Origin of the sequence: Persicobacter sp. CCB-QB2, from assembly GCF_001274635.1 — a bacterium.
GTDB classification, from domain to species: Bacteria; Bacteroidota; Bacteroidia; order Cytophagales; family Cyclobacteriaceae; genus Persicobacter; species Persicobacter diffluens.
Genome location: NZ_LBGV01000001.1, coordinates 1,286,382 through 1,303,056, shown reverse-complemented (window position 1 = coordinate 1,303,056; position 16,675 = coordinate 1,286,382). Strand labels below are relative to the sequence as shown.

Genomic DNA, 16,675 nt, shown 5'->3' with positions numbered 1-16,675 from the left:
AATACCCTGCATTAACAATTGTTAATGGAGATTCCGGGAGTTTTTCCCCCCGGCCAATATGGGAATAATTTCCTGAGATAAATATTGAAATGGTTTCCGCGTGCCATAGGAGGTAAAAATACAGATCGCCTCAAATTCCGGCAAAATAAAAATAAACTGTCCTCCCGCTCCCCGCGCAGAAATAACTGCAATCTCCTTTTCATTATAACGCTCAACATGGCGCCACCAAAAATATCCGTATTCATTTTTTCCATTTTGAGCATATGCGTCCGTCATTTCCTTTATCCAGGAGGAAGATAGAAACTGATGTTCTGCAAATTTCCCCTGCTCTAAAACTAAAATTCCTAATTTTAGCATATCCCTGGAGGTAAGATCCATTCCTGCGGGGGCTTTGGTCATCCCTTGTGGGGTGGTTGAAAAAGCAGCTTTAATGCCCATTGGCATCAATAATTTTTCATGTAAATATTCTTCCATGGTTTTCCCGGTCTGCAGATAAAGGGCGGAACTGAACAAGGACGGATCAATCCCCTGATATTTGTAAGTGGTTCCAGCTGGATGGTATTCTGCCTCCTTAAAAATCTGACGCCAAAGCTCTAAATCTTCCTTTACTGTGGCGGGTTTAAAATTTTTCGGTAGTCGAATACCAGATTGCATCGTGAGTGCATCTTTCATCTTGATTTGGAATGCAGCTTCAGGCAACTCTCCCTGATCAAAAGGAAAATATTTCAAAACAGGGTCTTCCACCGAATGGAAAATCCCTTCCTCCAAAGCCAGGCCTACCGCCAGAGCCGTCATACTTTTAGTAATTGACATTTGGAAATGAGGACGGTCAATTGCCGAATAAGCAAAATATTGCTCCAGCCGAAGTGCCCCTTTTTGATAAAAAAGGAAGCTGTCCACAGCTCCTTTCTGGCGCAATTGATTTGGCTTTTTACCTGCTAATAATTCTTTCTTAAAACGAAGGTTTTCTTTGGAAATATCCGCCACCATCGGACTGAAGTCCGTGGGTTTCAAAGCCAGTTCTTCCAAAGGCTTCACCAAAATATCATCCGGCAGATGCGGTGGTTTATGAAACGGCCTCTGATTTTGTTGAGACTGAAAATCTGATAATAGAGGTTGATCTGTTCTGGAAGGAGGTGTTAATTGAGCTACCTCCTCTTTTAGTCCATCAGACTCTTGCGCTTTTGCAGCGGTTGCTCCCCAAAAAAAGGAGACGAAAATCGTTAAAATTGACCAGGTTTTCATAAATCATCAATGTTGTTATTTCAAGTTCAACATTCTGATAATTAGGATCAAACCATATCAAAAAAACGCTATTTTGGGATAATAATATAAAAGAAAAAAAGAACCATCCTGTCCTCTCTATACCCCACCGCGTAACCGACTTAGTGAAATATTAGTCATGCCCAAAAATGAGGCAATCATCCCATGTGGGATCCGTTGTTCCAAAAGGGGATATTTGGAACGGAACCACTGAAGCTTTTCCTTCCCTCCACAACTGGCCAATATTAATTCCTTCTCCACCTTTTCACTTAATTCCTGATGCAGTACCGCATTTCCCCAGTTGCGGATTTCCTCCTCTTCCACCATGAGGTTTAAAAATTGATCCGCTGGTAATTCCAGTATCTCCACCCCGGAGAGGCATTCCATTTGATATAAAGATTTTTCAAACTTTACTCTGCTGGTCTGTGGAGGTAAAACAACGGGGCCGATATAAAAGCCCAAACTGATCTCCTCTCCTTTTTCCGATAAGATAAAAGAACGACAAATTCCCGCTGTCAGGAAATACTCTTTATTATTACTGCTCCCTTCCTTACAAATTAATGTCCCCTTTTCCAATTGAACAAGCGACACCAAATCCGCAATCTTTTTCAGGTTGGCCGAAGAGACCTCTCCATAAATTTTAATGATAGATTGAAGAAGGGAAAGATTTAACGACATGGCAGGAAGGTACGAAAATAAAAAAGCATTTATTAAAAATCGGTCATAAAAAAACCGGAGCTAAAAATAGCCCCGGCCCTTGAAATGCGATATCAGATATACTTAGTTGATCACGATGTCAACTTTATCTTTAAATGCTACGGTCAAATGTAGCTGCTTGCTTGCCTCGTCATAGAATGCACCACCTTTGGCAGCCCACTTCTCTTTGGATTTCTGCACTTTTATTTTCTCCCCATTTACGGACACCTTTTTCGCTTCCGGTGATTGGTGGACAATCAAAGTCGTTTGACGCTCCGCAGGAGCTCCTACATAACCTTTGCCAGTCTTTTCCAATGCAATTTTCAAAGCATCGCCCACCTGATCAGCTTCAAATTTCAGTAATTGAAAATCTCCCCTGGCAATGGCATCTTTGGAATGGCCATCATCCTCATACATTTCTCCTTTGGCTTCCTCCACCGAAGGATCAGCAAAATAATGCAGGGTCAGTTTTTCAGTATTATAAAATTCAGTGCTTTGGAAAACCTCCGCCATCGGTACAAAGGATCCTGCCTTCACCATTACCGGCAAATGCTTAATATTTGTAGGCAATGAAATTTCCTGACCGCCATCAAATACCTGATCGGTATCGAAAGTAAACCAACGGTGACCTTTTGGCAAGTAAAGCTTTTTGCTTTGCTGTCCTTTTTCACGAACCGGCGCTACCAGGAAGGCATCTCCCCACATATAAGCATCCACATAGTCGATCAAATCTGCACGATCTTCTTCGAAGAACAATGGACGCATCAATGGCATACCCGTAGTGTGGTTATCATAAGCCAAAGTATAGTTATAAGGCATCATTTGGTATCTCAAACGAATAAACTCACGGGCAATGGCCTTGGTTTTCACATCCCAAAATACCGGCTCTGCGGGCACCTCTTCCTGAGCGTGCGTACGATAAACCGGGTTGAATACGCCAAATTGCAACCAACGCAGGTATAATTCAGGATCCTCATAAGTCCCCGCAAAACCACCCAAGTCAGAAGACATATAAGCTGCTCCCTGTAGTCCCATGCTCAAGGAAAGTTCTACCTGTGGCCATAAACCACCCCAGGTACGGTTCACGTCTCCCGTCCAGGGCACCAATCCATAACGTTGAGAACCCACAAAGCCGGAACGCATCAAAATCAGCGGACGCTCATTTGGAAAATCTTTGGCATATCCATCGTAGACCATTTTCGCCCACTCATGTCCATAAATATTGTGTACCTCATCAGCAGAACCATTCACATGCTGCAAACCAGCAGGATGAACCTCAGGCTCTCCCAAATCGCCCCACCATCCGCCAACACCAGCATCAGTATGCTTTTTGTAGAAAGACCAGAACCAATCTTTGGCCTCAGGTTTGAAAATATCCACCAAACCGGTGTTTCCGAAGAAGAAATCAAACTTATAAGGATTCCCTAAAGTATCCGTTCCCAAAATTTTATTTTCCACCGCTGAGTCCCAGGTCTTACAATTGGTCAGGATGAAAGGTTCGGTAATCAAAATCGTTTTAACACCATCCTCTTTTAGGTTCGCCATCATTTGTTCGGGTTGCGGAAAGCTGTCCGGCTCCCAATCCAAATTCCCCATATGACCGGTCAGGTCTTTACCTTGCCAGAAAAGATCGATCACGATACCATCCAATGGAATTTCCTCGGTTTTGTATTTTCCGGCGGTCATTTCCACTTCTTCCTGGCTGTGATAGCCCATACGGGAAGCAATGTTCCCCAGTGTCCAACGCGCCGGCATTGGGTTACGGCCAGTCAAAGCCGTAAAATTATCCATTAGCTCCGGATAATCTTCTCCAGCGACAACAAAGTAGCTCATGTTGCCACCCATCGCTTCAAATTGAAGAATATTGGATTCCGTAGCGCCAAGATCCAGAAATCCTTTGGCGCCATTATCAAAGATCAAAGCGTATTTCTCCGAAGAAACCAACATCGGCATAGAGTAATACATCAATTCCGCATGTTTCTCATAACCATAGGAAGCACGGTTGTACAACTCTAAGCGGTGACCACGGCGATCCATGCCCAATACACGTTCCCCTCCACCGATCAGTTTTTCATTATCCTGTAATTCAAAGCGGAATCCGGCCACAGAATCCTGATCAAAGAAGCCTTTCTCTTCAGATAGGATGACCTTTCCATCGCGTACAAAGCGTAGGTGAAAGGGCTTTTTCTCTAATATCACCGATAAATCATCAACGGAATAAATCAATTGCGTTTCCGTTTCTTTTACCTTGGTTTCCGTACGTTCGGGAGCACCCGCCGCCGCATTCACCGGAAAAGGCAATGCCTCTCCATGAGCTAAAAAATCTACCCGAAAGGAAGATGCGCCATAGGGCGTAATATGAATTTTCCCATCATTGGTGTTAACCTCAAGGTGATCAGGATGATATTGGTACCCCTGATATGCGCGTTGAGCAAATACCTGTCCGGTGAACAGGAAAGCGACAAACAGTCCAGCAAAAAGTCTATTTAACATACCATTTTAATCTTGTATTGTAAATAACAAACCAACTCCCCAATTCATAATTTAACAAAATTTAGACGGAAATATCCCTGAATAATCACAACAATCGTTTGATTTCGGGTAGATCATTAAAAATTCCAAAAAGAATCATACAAATCAATTATTATTTTCGTTTATATTGCGACTTTACGTGTGGAAGTAACGAAAATGGAGATGAAAAACGATACCGGACAAAATGGGCTTATTAATATTCACTCGGGATACCCAACTGCTGCAGTTATATTAAATATTCCCAATGCTAAAATTTTAGATTATAATAAGAATGCACTTCAATATCTCAGTGAAGAGTTTACCGGAATTTTAATCCAAGAAATCCTTCTCCATTGTCAGCAAAATCAAATCGAAACGGATAGTCCGGCCGTTGAGTTAGCGCTTCAGCTTCCACAATCCAAAACACTTCACCCCTTTCGAATTTTCTATCAGAAAATATCAGTGGAAGATTGTGTTGTTCAATTTTTTCCGCAAAAAATATCTAATGCTTCGCTTTCTTTGATGCCGAGCCAATTAGAGACGCAGTTGGTCAGTATTATTGAAAGCACGGAGGACATTATCTTTTCGCTTGATAATCAATTCTGTTACACGGCTTTTAACCGCAATCATTTCCTGACCATGAAAAAGATTTATGGGCTGGATATTGAAATTGGTAAAAACGTTTTGGAATATATGCGGGTAAACGGAGACCATGTCAAGGCAGAGAGCGATATTCAGCGAGCATTGGATGGGGAGTCTTATTCCATCACGCAGGTATATGGCAATGAGCTTTATGAGCGCACCTATTTTCAGGCGAACTACAACCCCATCATCATGGATGGAAAAGTGACCGGATGCGCAGTTTTTGTGAAAGATATTTCAGAGGAAATGCGCTTTCAGGAACAGTTAAAAGCCCTGAATAGGGATCTACAGACCCAAAATGAAAAACTTCGAGAGCTTAACCATATTAATTCGCATAAGATTCGTGCAAAGTTAAGCAGCATCATCGGGCTGTCGCAATTGTTATTGGAGGATTGCCCGGAAAATGAAAACATACAATTACTGCTTCAAAGCGCCAATGAGCTGGATGATCAACTTCATGAAATGAATGATGTCCTGCACCAAAGAGAACAGCCCGTCTTTGAACAGGCCTCCCCTTTGGCGGTATCCAATGTTTGGATGATTGACGATGACCCGCTGCATCATAAAATCTCCACCAAAATGCTGGAATTGCTGGACTCGGGGCTAAAAGTAAAATCATTTCTTCGTGCGGATGAGGCCTTGGAGGAACTACAAAACAGCCAAAGCCTTCCGGACATTATCTTTCTGGACATCAATATGCCGTATATGTCCGGCTGGGAGTTTTTGGAAGCTTTTGAGGAACGTTCTTTTAATATTAAAATTCATATGTTATCCTCCTCCATTGATCCGGATGATGAAAATAAGGCTTCTAATTTCAAACCCGTTTCAGGTTTCACCTCCAAACCTTTAAGCCTGGAACGCCTGAAATATCTTTTAAGTAAAAAGGAAGAATAGTAAGGGAAAGCTAGCCCTGATTTTCGATCACTTTAAAGAATTCTTTTTCAAAATTTTCGCTGGCCATCTTTTCTGAGATGGCCTTTGCATTTTGTGTGTACAGCGGATTAGTCCACAGATCCAAAACCTTCTTTTTCAATACCTTTTCATTAAGCTTAGCGATTGGAATACCCCGCGGACCAAAAGCCTGGGCTGAAAGTTCCCGATCCCATACGAACTGATCAATAATATGCGGAATGATCAAGGTCGGCAAAGCATTTTTTAAAGCCAAATGCACCGTTCCACTTCCTCCATGATGCACCATAGCCTTCATATGAGGCAGAATAAAATCATAGGGTACCTGATCCACAAAATGCACCCTCTGCTGATCATAACTTTCAGGAACCACTAATCCGCCAGCGGCGGTATTAATAAGAGCGGGAATTTGCAATTCCTTCAGGACCTGAAGTACAATGCGGGTCTTCTCCTCCGGAGCGGGATTGGTCATACTTCCGAACGTAATGAATAAGATCTCCTTATGCCGGTCCAAAAATGCCAGTAATCCAGCTGAGGGCGTGAAATGAATTTCCTTGGACCGCTCAAAGTAGCCCATTACGCGGCGGTGTTCAGGCCACTCCTGGGGTTTGGGAAATAAGTAAGGAGAAATAGTATAGATCACCTCATTATTTTTCAGATAATGAGTAATGGACTGCTTATCAAAAGGCTTGTTCACCTGAAGCCATTCCTGTGCTTTTAGCAAGGTTTTTACTAAGCCAAAACGGGCCAAAGCAAAGGTTTGTCGGTTCCAGAATGGTCCGAAATTGCGATTAAAAGCAATATGACTATGATCCCTCACCTCATGCAAATACAAAACAGGGCTCACCTGAATGGCCCTATGGTGTGGTTGCATCCCCCATAATACCGGGACCATGACTTTGGCATTGTATAGGATCAGGTCCGGATGAAGTCGGGAAATGACTTCCTGCTGAATGAGCACCATGTCTTTATTGACCTTTCCCTGTTGCATGGCTAACTGAATGTAGGCCAATATTTTGGACCAGAATCCCCCACCTCCTCCGAGCGCGCGCTTCCCCACCTCACTATCCAGCATTTTGATAAAGGCCTCCCCCAAAGAGTGAAAGGCCAGGCCCTCCTCTTCCGCTAATGGCTCAAATTGTGCCGGCATCATCAAATGCACTTCATGTCCTCTTTGTACTAACAATTTTCCTATAGCCAAAAAAGGCTCCATATCTCCACGGGTGCCTATGGCAGTCAAGAGTATCCTCATGCAAAATTGATTTAAACTTTAAAATTCCTGATCCCAAGTAAACAGAAACATCTTTTTAAAAGTAATAATGATGTAAAGATGGTTAAAATCCTACCCGAAAATGCTTAGAAGTCTCCTATTTATTTTTTTATCACTTTCCTTTTCATGTACAGGCCTAAAAATCATAAAAAATGCCAATTCCTATGATGTGCAATATCATTCCTTTCAACAAGGAGGAAGGACCATTACCGTCATTCAACAGAATTTATTAGGACAAAAGCCCTATATCCAAAACCTCCATCAATTAGTAGAAAACCAAAGGATAAGTGGCAGCCAGATCATTCAGGAAGAATTCAACTATGTACTCCCTGACTCCACCGATTTAAGGAAAGTTCGAAAGCTATATGGCTACCTACCCACCACCGGATCCTATGACCTTTTAGCGGAAGATTTACTGAAAGACCGTTACCAATTATCTGTGGAGCAGTATGCAGAAGCCGACTTAGCCACTATTAGCATTCGAGCTAAAAAAATAGTTCAAGTGTATGAATCTCAATATAATACTATTCCATTAACACAGGAGGATCTCAATACCCACATCAGTTCACCCATTAAAAATTCTCTTCCTGCAAAGGAGCGGAAAGAGGTGATTAAGCAAATCCGTCTTGAATATTTTGACAAAAGTTTAGAAAAATATCCAAATAAAAATTTATGCTTGATTTATGATGAAAAATTAGGCAGCCTCAGCAAAATTTTCAAGGAACAAATTCAGGAACGAACCACCTATAAAAAACACAGTACAAAAAAAAAGTCCGGATTTATTCAACCTATAACTGCTGATTCTTTAAGGAAAATCAGCGATACGCATATCAGATATAATGGGTGGATTGATGAAATGAATGCTTATTTGCACTTTAAAGTAGCTTTAATCGAAAATGCCGAATTATTTATTCTTGACCCTGTAGGTGATGAAAAGTTTGATTTCATTCCGAATTCAAATCAACGGTTAAAGTTTCAGGTCAATTACCGTGGCTTGGCAGGAGGCTTTTCCTACACGCCCCCATTCTTCACCTCTAATCAGGATCGGGATATCAAAGGCAAAAGCAGTGGCTATGATCTGGACTTTTCTATAATAAGAACCCATTGGTTTCATAATTTTAGAACGCGCCGGATAAAGGGTTTTTATCTGGACAATACGGCCGACTTCCTTCCACAATGGCAATTTGGCGACCCCTATATTCAAAAAAATCAATTGCGATACAGAGCGTTTGAGGGGGCCACTGGTTATAAATTTAATCCTAAATTTTCTTTGCGGGCTTTATCCACCCAGACAGAACGACAATTAAAAAGCGCGGGTAGTGGGATGGTGATTTCACATTATCGATATTTCCAAACGCAGGATGCTGCAGACACCCTTTTGCCAGTTCAGATAAAACAATCCGATAATATTGAAATCGGCTTAAACTATGGTTATTTCCACACCTTTGTTATCCACAAATCCATTTATATCAGCGCTGGAATTGCCCCGGGTTTTGGATTGGTCTACAGCTGGTTACAAAAACTAGAAGAAGAACAGCTTATTAGAGATCAGGACTATGGGGTTCTGTTTCGCATTGATGGTCGAATAGGAATTGGAATTAATGGGGAACGCTATTTTGGGGGCCTGTATACGCAATTTGCCAGTGGCGCCTTTATAGAAGAAAAAGACATCTACAACACGAGTAGTCGACAAAGCCTCCAATTTTTTGTAGGTTTCCGATTCAATCCACCACGCGCCATGAGGATGGTGAAATTTTAAACGGTTAATTTTAAATATTTATAATCGTATATTAAACAGGAATATTTTATATTGAGCCCTATAATTTTATTTTAATCTCATTATAAATGACTCGTACATTATTCCTGTTTTTTTATCTAAGCTCCGCTCTGACGGCCTTCACTCAAAGCACGGATCCTAATCTTGTTGGACATTACATCTTACCGAATGGTGAGCCTATATATGGCTATCTAGGCATGATGGACAACCCTAATAGCAATTTTACTGAAAAGGCCTATTACGGTCAGGAGTTTACACCGGCAAAACTATACTTAAGTTCGGAGGAAGCCCCCATTTACACCAAGGTGAAGGTTTCCTTTGGGAATTATAAACTGAAATATTTAGAAGGTTATAATACCCCAAGCTTGATCCACTTCAAAAATATAGTGTTGTGATTGGGGAAGACTCTCTATTTTCCGATCATGACCCCCAGATATGGAATGAAATTCTTTCCGGAAAGGATAAAATGGGACTACTGAAAAAAGAATTTCAAATGGGTTCCTTCATGTTTTACATTGCTCTGAAAAAGAGCTCCTTAAGTAAAAAATCGGAGCCAATGAAAAAATACCTGGTTTGTAAAGACATGGAAACCCAACAGGCTTATGTATTAAATGGGAAAAACTTTGATCATGATATTTTCAATAAAATTATTTTAAATAGTCCTTCCGTTTGTTATGAATTGGGGATCCCCTATACGGAAAAGGGAAGGTTAAAAAGCTTGTATGAACGAGAAAAAGTCCTAAAAAATTTAATACCAAACAAACCTGACCTCCAAGAAGGTTATTTCAATTCTATCAGTGGCTTCCCATTTTTTTCAAAGGAAAAATTAGTGGCGAATGGAGATCAAAATCTTGATAACCTTATTACCGCATTAAGAAATGATTTTCATGCCATCAATGGAATCAAAACCTATTTTGACCAAAACTGGTCCATGGTGGAGCATCAGGAGAGAGCAACCTATTATACCGAGACAGAATTATTAAGTCCTGCGGGTACCTGGAGCAAATCCACCTACCTTTTGGCAACCGACGAATTGGTCACCAAAACCCTGGAAAAAATCATTGATCAATCAGAAGGATTGAGCAAATACCCAAAACTTTATATCGAAAAGCTTACCACGGAGTATTATTACCCCAATGGCGCTCCATTAAAAACAATATACTTTACCTCCACCGAAAACAATCATGATTATTATTTGGAAGTTAGTCCTAAAGGGGCATTGCAATTAAACCCGAACCAACGTGCGGAAAAAATTATACATACCTATCATCCCAACGGGAAAAACCATTATGTCTATTATGTAACTAATAAGAACAAAGTTAAATACCATGCGGTGTGTGATCAGGTGGGGGCTATTTTGTTTAATGAAAAATCATCCGGGATAGAAACTTTCAATGATCCCTTTCGAGGTCTCACTTTCACCAGAACCTTTGAAAAAGGAAAATTGAAATCCTCCGTTTATAAGAAAGGGAATATCCGGGTAGAGCAAGTAAGTAAAGCCTATGTGAGTCCATTAACGCTTATTGGTTCTATGTTTCAGGCAGAATACAGCGTTTTTACCACTGCAAATGCGCTCCCGTTTAAAAGGAATGGTAAAACCATGATTGCTGTAGACATTGACAATAACGGAGAGGTGATCCAATACGCTAAATTAACAGATGGACTTCACCCTAAATTAAGCGAGCGGTTTACTCAGGCATTTGATAAAGCCCCCTATGCTAAAGACTTCTTTGCTCGAAAAAAACGAATTAAGCATGCGGATCAATTGGAATACGTCTATACGTTAAAGTATCTGGCCCAGCCCAATGAAGGAGTTATTAATTCATACAATATGATGTTTCACCAGCAAATGATGCAGCAACAAATGATGATGCAAATGAATAACATTCCTCAACCCAGCATTCCTAATTTCTAAAATTAAAGCACTAATCCCCCATCAGCTAATGGTGGGGGAAACCATATTTTTCAGGCGCTATGCTCGGGTATAGTGCAAATCTGGTGGTCAATTCCGATTCCACTTTTGCCATCTCAACCATAAAAAAACCAGCCACTAAGGGCTGGTCTTATTATGTTAAATATCAATTGGCGCTTAATAGCACTTTTTTTAAAATCATCATTGATGCAAGCTTTCCTTAGGCTCCGGCACCGGCCAACAAATAAAGTACTGCCATACGAACCGCTACCCCGTTCTCAACCTGATCCAAAATAATCGCCGCATCAGAATCCGCCACATCGGAATTCAATTCCACCCCACGGTTAATTGGCCCCGGGTGCATAATCACGATTTCCTTGTCCAGGGAGTCCAAAAGTCCTTTATTGATGCCGTAATACTGAGAGTATTCTCTTAATGAAGGAAAGTATTTCAACTGCTGACGCTCAAGCTGAATTCGTAATACATTGGCCACATCACACCACTGTAATGCCTTGCGAACGTCCAGCTCTACCTTCACTCCCAAAGATTCCACATATTTAGGCAAAAGGGTCTTGGGTCCACACACCATCACCTCAGCGCCTAATTTCTTCAGAGCAAAGATATTGGAAAGGGCTACTCGGGAATGGACGATATCTCCAAATAAGCACACCTTTTTCCCGGCCACATCGCCCAATTTCTCCCGAATCGAAAAGGTATCCAACAAAGCCTGAGTGGGATGCTCATGAGTACCATCACCCGCATTCACAATGTTGGCATCAATATGTTTGGACAGAAAGTGAGGTGCTCCGGGACTGGCGTGACGCATCACGACCATATCTACTTTCATGGAAAGGATATTATTCACCGTATCCAAAAGGGTTTCGCCTTTTTTCACCGAACTATTACCAGCCGAAAAGTTTACCACATCTGCACTCAAGCGCTTTTCTGCCAATTCGAAAGAAAGGCGGGTGCGGGTAGAGTTTTCGAAAAACACATTGGCAATAGTAATGTCCCGTAGTGATGGCACCTTTTTTATGGGGCGATTAATCACTTCTTTAAACTGATCGGCAGTTTGAAATATGAGATGCAAATCCTCCGGGGTAAGGTCTTTGATCCCTAGTAAATGTTTGGTACTTAATTGAGACATTAATCCTGAGTTTTTTCCGTAAGCCAAATTGAATCTTCCTGATAATCCTTCCCTTTCAGCTCAACCTCTATGCGTTGGCTGGCGACAGTATTCACATGCTGCCCGACCACATTCGGTTCTATGGGAAGGTCTCTGGTATATTTCCGGTCTATCAGCACTGCCAGCTCCACAGCCTGCGGTCGACCAAAAGTGATCATCGCATCCATTGCAGCGCGGACGGATCTACCGGTATACAATACATCATCAACCAGGATGACTTTCTTGTTCTCAATTAGAAATGGGATGTGAGTGGTGTTCGCCTGCAGAGGTTTCTCTCTCCTGCGGAAATCATCACGATGAAAAGTGATATCAAGGTAGCCCAGATTTATAGGGCGACCGATGTTTTCCTCCAGACACGTCTTCAGACGTTCGGCTAAAAAAACACCACGGGGTTGAAGCGCCAAAATTACGGTGTCTTCAAAGTCTCCGTGGTTTTCAATGAGTTGCTGAGTCATTCGTTGGATGGTAATATCCAACAATTCACTACTGAATATCTTACGTCTGTTCATAGCGAAAGCAAATATAATAAGGTCTGTTTTTTTATACCACTAAAGCGCGCATAAAGCCGCATCAAAATTTTAAAATTGCTGTGCACTTCACCAATAGCGCTTATTTTCTCTCTGCCTTTCAAGCTTAAAGAAGTTATCCACCGGGACTATCAGCCCCAAAAGATTAGTTTTACTTTTTAATAATCTCAATTAGGAGCTTATTTAATAGCGCATCATCCGGCTGAAAATTGGAATTATTGTAAGCGATTTTTGATAATTCCCCAACAATAGTAATGCTGTTATCTCAAAATACTCTGGCAGCGCTTCTTTTGCACTAATGAAATTTTCGTGGCCAATTTTGGCTATTAAACTCGCGATAAGGTAAGGAGAACTGCCTGAGAGGAGGTCTATTTTTCCCCTATATTCAAAATAGTCTTTGAATAAGCCCTACTCCACGGATCCTGCTTTACCTTCTACTACCGGCGTCCAGCTGTACTTTTGTAAAAAGAAAAACGGCTCCCGCCCTTTCCCCATAGGGTCATAAACCCCATAATGGTAAAAGTGATTTCCATACCAATGTACAACCTCTCCACCTGCACCGGAATACTGTTGATTATTGGCATAATCTTCCGGCAGGCCCATCAGGCTAAACTCCCGACCGGCGGTGATTTCTCCATCTCCCAACAGGCTTACTTCATATCCTTTAAGTTCATCTTCTTCTTTGTAAATCATCACCGCATGATCTTCCGGCAAATATGCAAAAGCACCCGCTCCTTTAAGGACAAACTGTTCGTGATCGTTTAGTGGAATGCCCGATCCCACAATAAATTCCCCTTCGCATCAAAAACCACCATCATATTATGGCTAAACCTATACACCTGCGTCTGGTTAACAATGGTATTTAAAGCACTCATTCCTTCCTGCAGCGCCCGGTAAGTAGGATAAAAGAATTCCCCATAAAAGGCATACTCGCCAAAGCCCGTTTTACGAGAAGACAAGATCATCCGGTTCATTACATTCATATCTTTACTGCTGGAGCTTCTCTTTTTCTTTTTCTTTTGCATTTTCTCCTGCTTGTCAAGGGGAAGGTAACCATAGTAATTCCCTAAAGCGCCAAAAGGTATTTTCTGAAATTGCTGCTCTCCTCTTAGCGGTAAACGGCAAACCATTACGCCCTTGGAATAATCTTCCATGTTCGCCCCCCCCTCTGCATAAGTTGCCACCAACAATTCATCAAAGTTAGGGAGGGTCTGGGTGGTAGCGGAAAGAAAATTCTGATTCTCCGGGGTTAAAAACTGATGTTTTAGTAATTCTTTGCCGGTTTCATCAAAAATGCTAAGCCGCACCTCATATTTTGCCTGTCGGTGCCGAAAAATAGTAACCGTTTTAAATGTTTGCGTGGCATCATCAATGGTCAGTGAAAGCAGGCGGCTTTTTTCATTATAATGATTCCGAACCACTTTCAATTGTCCGTTGGTCAAATCATACAATACCACCACCGCCTTTTCATTGACATCTCCGGCGAGCACCATATGCGTCCCCACCGTCTCATAAGCCTGCATCTTTAATTGAAAGGGTAAATCAATTTTAAACTCCTTCAAGGCCTGCTGTCCGAAAAGGGGCATTTGGTAAAGGGTCAGCTTGCGAATATGCTCCAGGTCTTCGGTGAATAAAAGAAAAATGTCCTGCCCATTAGTATCATAACCAATCAAATCCTCCCTACTGCTTAAATAATATTGTTGATGAGCCACCTCTTCAAGGGCCTGATTAAATTTACTCACCTCCCATAAGGCTTGCTTATCTCTAACCTTATGCTGGTTTTTTTTAAAAAAATATAAGGAGGAATCAGCATTACTGAATACATGAAAAAAAGATTCCGTCTCTGCCACCTGTCCAATCACCTCTTCGCTTTTCACCAACTGGGCTTGGGCATTAAAAACATAAACAGATAGGAAGATTACTGAAAAAAGACGCAGGAAACTCATATCGGGCAATAATTTAACTCTCGGTAAAAGTACTTTTTAAAATATACGTAAAATTTATGAAGGCTTTTTCAGAATGGCCCATATTCCTCACATAATGACCGCTTTAATGGGCCTCTTTCGCATAAAAAGCAATTATCACCGGCCGTTTAAAAACAAGGATTATAAAAATAAAAAGAAACCCAAATCACTCCCTCCCCTGAAATAAAAACACAAAACACTAACAGACAACACCTTAAACAAATCGTAAACAGCACAGCATATATGTGTATAAATTTTTCAAAGGAGATCATTTTGATTAATTTTGGCCAGAAATATATTTCCATACCTAAACCAAATTACCCTTGACCAGAAAAGACCTCATTAGCCCGCTAAAGCAGTACTTGTTATTGAAAGAAATTCACGGAGGAAATCCTTTTCAATTACGCTCCTACCAGAAAGTAGTCAGCATGATTGAAAATAATGTGCTTTGGGTGGAGGACTGGTCAGTAGAAAACCTGGAAAAACAGGAAGGTCTGGGGAAAAGCATGGCAGCCACCCTGGCAGAAATTAACGAAACCGGCACCTTCGCCAAGCTGGTGGAATTAAAAGAAAATACGCCTAAGGGACTTTTGGAACTGGCAAAGATTAAAGGCCTCGGTCCAAAAAAACTACGTGCCCTTTGGATGGATTTAAATATTACTACTCCGGCAGCACTTTTAGAAGCCTGCAACAACGGAAGCCTGGGTAAAGCCAAAGGTTTTGGGGCCAAAACGGTGGAATCTTTAAAAGAGGCCCTGATATTTTGGCAAGAAAATCACTGGAAGAAACGTTGGGCTGACGCTCAGGAAGAGGCGGAATTAATGAAAAGCCTTTTACAAACCCTATTACCGGAGGCGCAAATAGATTTTACCGGTGACTATCTGTTACAAAGAGAAACTGTGGCCGAACTTGAAATGGTTATTGCTACAGAAAGCCCGATAGCCGCTCACCAAAAGATATTAGCAGCCACCGGCTTTCAGGAAAATAAGGAGCAATCGGGTCCATTCACCGCTTACCTAGAGCATCAGGATTATGAAATGAGATTTCTGCTTCACTTCTGCCCACTGGATCAATTCACCAACAGGCAATTTGAATTAGGCGTTGCCCCCGCTCACCTGAATAAGGGGTTGAGTCCTGAAAAAACATTGCGTCAGCTATTGCATCAAAAAGCTTTTGCCTCCGAGCAGGAAATATATGAAGCCGCAGGCCTTCCCTTCGTACCTCAGGAAATGAGAGAAGGCCTTTGGGAATGGGATTGGTTGGATAAAAATTCCCCGGATCAATTATTGACCTATGCAGATCTGCGTGGGCCTATGCACAACCACTCCAACTATTCTGATGGATCCCATAGTCTGGAAGAATTGGCCGCCTATTGCCAGTCTCAGGGATGGGAGTATTTAGGGATTTCTGATCACAGCCAGACTGCCGCCTATGCCAATGGCCTGCAAGTGGAAAGAGTACTGGCTCAGCATGCCGAGATTGATCGCCTTAACGCCGGCTTTGAAAAATTCAGAATTTTTAAAGGCATAGAATCTGATATCCTGCAAGATGGAAGCCTGGACTATGAGGACGAAATCCTGAAACAGTTCGATTTTATTGTCGCTTCCATTCATGGCAATATGAATATGGATGAGGCCACCGCTACGCAGCGACTGATTAAAGCCATTGAAAATCCTTACACCACCATGTTGGGGCATCCTACAGGCAGATTGCTTTTAAAGCGTGCAGGTTATCCGGTGAATCATGAAATGATTATTGATGCCTGTGCGGCCAATAAGGTGATCATTGAGATCAATGCTAATCCGTGGAGACTGGACATGGACTGGCGTTTCGTGCACCAGGCGCTGGAAAAGGGAGTGGAAATTTCCATAAATCCGGATGCACACGAAATCAAAGGTTTTGCAGACATGCAATATGGTGTCCAGGTGGGACGAAAGGCCGGTTTGAGAAAAGACCAGACTTTCAACACCAAAAGCACTGCGGAAGTGGCTGCTTATTTCGAAAGCAAGAAAGGCTAA

Annotated in this window: 13 protein-coding genes; 5 read left to right on the top strand and 8 right to left on the bottom strand. The window is 41.8% G+C overall.

The features are described 5' to 3' along the window. Positions 1–21: 21 nt before the first annotated feature. The 3 genes from NG22_RS05905 to NG22_RS05895 all read right to left on the bottom strand — a co-directional run bounded on the left by NG22_RS05905 (position 22) and on the right by NG22_RS05895 (position 4,452). Entirely contained in the window at positions 22–1,245 is a 1,224-nt protein-coding gene (locus tag NG22_RS05905) for a serine hydrolase (RefSeq protein ID WP_053404871.1), read from the bottom strand. A gap of 117 nt (positions 1,246–1,362) precedes the next feature. After that, complete coding sequence (locus tag NG22_RS05900) at positions 1,363–1,941, bottom strand: Crp/Fnr family transcriptional regulator (protein WP_053404870.1); 579 nt, start codon at positions 1,939–1,941, stop codon at positions 1,363–1,365. 102 nt (positions 1,942–2,043) lie between these two features. Further along, positions 2,044–4,452, bottom strand: a complete 2,409-nt coding sequence (locus NG22_RS05895) for a TIM-barrel domain-containing protein (RefSeq protein ID WP_053404869.1) — start codon at positions 4,450–4,452, stop codon at positions 2,044–2,046. A 201-nt stretch (positions 4,453–4,653) separates the two neighbouring features. On the opposite strand from NG22_RS05895, the gene NG22_RS17565 reads away from it, so the two are divergent. After that, complete coding sequence (locus NG22_RS17565) at positions 4,654–6,006, top strand: response regulator (protein WP_172674335.1); 1,353 nt, start codon at positions 4,654–4,656, stop codon at positions 6,004–6,006. Between the two features lie 10 nt (positions 6,007–6,016). Here NG22_RS17565 and NG22_RS05885 read toward each other — a convergent pair whose 3' ends face one another. After that, positions 6,017–7,273 carry a glycosyltransferase gene (locus tag NG22_RS05885; protein WP_053404867.1) on the bottom strand — a complete coding sequence of 419 codons (1,257 nt, stop codon included), beginning with the start codon at positions 7,271–7,273 and terminating at the stop codon, positions 6,017–6,019. Between the two features lie 187 nt (positions 7,274–7,460). Here NG22_RS05885 and NG22_RS05880 point away from each other — a divergent pair, with 187 nt between their 5' ends. The 3 genes from NG22_RS05880 (at position 7,461) to NG22_RS05870 (ending at position 10,983) form a co-directional block, all read left to right on the top strand. Continuing rightward, entirely contained in the window at positions 7,461–9,050 is a 1,590-nt protein-coding gene (locus NG22_RS05880; RefSeq protein ID WP_172674334.1) for a DUF4421 family protein, read from the top strand. An 86-nt stretch (positions 9,051–9,136) separates the two neighbouring features. Next, positions 9,137–9,463: a hypothetical protein gene (locus NG22_RS05875; RefSeq protein ID WP_053404865.1), complete on the top strand. Its 327-nt coding sequence runs from the start codon at positions 9,137–9,139 to the stop codon at positions 9,461–9,463. Between the two features lie 161 nt (positions 9,464–9,624). Next, the gene (locus NG22_RS05870; protein ID WP_157600882.1) at positions 9,625–10,983 is read left to right on the top strand and encodes a hypothetical protein; all 1,359 of its coding nucleotides are present in this window, start codon (positions 9,625–9,627) and stop codon (positions 10,981–10,983) included. Positions 10,984–11,200: 217 nt separating this feature from the next. Here NG22_RS05870 and NG22_RS05865 read toward each other — a convergent pair whose 3' ends face one another. The 4 genes from NG22_RS05865 to NG22_RS05850 form a co-directional block, all read right to left on the bottom strand. Continuing rightward, the gene (locus tag NG22_RS05865; RefSeq protein WP_053404863.1) at positions 11,201–12,127 is read right to left on the bottom strand and encodes an aspartate carbamoyltransferase catalytic subunit; all 927 of its coding nucleotides are present in this window, start codon (positions 12,125–12,127) and stop codon (positions 11,201–11,203) included. Beyond that, positions 12,127–12,675 (bottom strand): bifunctional pyr operon transcriptional regulator/uracil phosphoribosyltransferase PyrR, encoded by a 549-nt coding sequence (gene pyrR, locus NG22_RS05860; protein WP_053404862.1) that lies wholly within the window; start codon positions 12,673–12,675, stop codon positions 12,127–12,129. The genes NG22_RS05865 and pyrR overlap by 1 nt, the downstream gene beginning before the upstream one ends. A gap of 426 nt (positions 12,676–13,101) precedes the next feature. Next, the gene (locus tag NG22_RS05855; protein ID WP_053404861.1) at positions 13,102–13,476 is read right to left on the bottom strand and encodes a hypothetical protein; all 375 of its coding nucleotides are present in this window, start codon (positions 13,474–13,476) and stop codon (positions 13,102–13,104) included. Continuing rightward, positions 13,455–14,639: a hypothetical protein gene (locus tag NG22_RS05850; RefSeq protein WP_053404860.1), complete on the bottom strand. Its 1,185-nt coding sequence runs from the start codon at positions 14,637–14,639 to the stop codon at positions 13,455–13,457. The genes NG22_RS05855 and NG22_RS05850 overlap by 22 nt, the downstream gene beginning before the upstream one ends. 341 nt (positions 14,640–14,980) lie before the next feature. Here NG22_RS05850 and NG22_RS05845 point away from each other — a divergent pair, with 341 nt between their 5' ends. After that, complete coding sequence (locus NG22_RS05845; RefSeq protein WP_053404859.1) at positions 14,981–16,675, top strand: DNA polymerase/3'-5' exonuclease PolX; 1,695 nt, start codon at positions 14,981–14,983, stop codon at positions 16,673–16,675.

What these genes read in the sequence shown, in the direction of transcription:
- NG22_RS05885 (WP_053404867.1), bottom strand. Translation starts at nt 7,273, where the DNA reads ATGAGGATACTCTTGACTGCCATAGGCACCCGTGGAGATATGGAGCCT.
- pyrR (WP_053404862.1), bottom strand. Translation starts at nt 12,675, where the DNA reads ATGAACAGACGTAAGATATTCAGTAGTGAATTGTTGGATATTACCATC.
- NG22_RS05865 (WP_053404863.1), bottom strand. Translation starts at nt 12,127, where the DNA reads ATGTCTCAATTAAGTACCAAACATTTACTAGGGATCAAAGACCTTACC.
- NG22_RS05895 (WP_053404869.1), bottom strand. Translation starts at nt 4,452, where the DNA reads ATGTTAAATAGACTTTTTGCTGGACTGTTTGTCGCTTTCCTGTTCACC.
- NG22_RS05900 (WP_053404870.1), bottom strand. Translation starts at nt 1,941, where the DNA reads ATGTCGTTAAATCTTTCCCTTCTTCAATCTATCATTAAAATTTATGGA.
- NG22_RS05870 (WP_157600882.1), top strand. Translation starts at nt 9,625, where the DNA reads ATGAAAAAATACCTGGTTTGTAAAGACATGGAAACCCAACAGGCTTAT.
- NG22_RS05905 (WP_053404871.1), bottom strand. Translation starts at nt 1,245, where the DNA reads ATGAAAACCTGGTCAATTTTAACGATTTTCGTCTCCTTTTTTTGGGGA.
- NG22_RS17565 (WP_172674335.1), top strand. Translation starts at nt 4,654, where the DNA reads ATGAAAAACGATACCGGACAAAATGGGCTTATTAATATTCACTCGGGA.
- NG22_RS05875 (WP_053404865.1), top strand. Translation starts at nt 9,137, where the DNA reads ATGACTCGTACATTATTCCTGTTTTTTTATCTAAGCTCCGCTCTGACG.
- NG22_RS05850 (WP_053404860.1), bottom strand. Translation starts at nt 14,639, where the DNA reads ATGAGTTTCCTGCGTCTTTTTTCAGTAATCTTCCTATCTGTTTATGTT.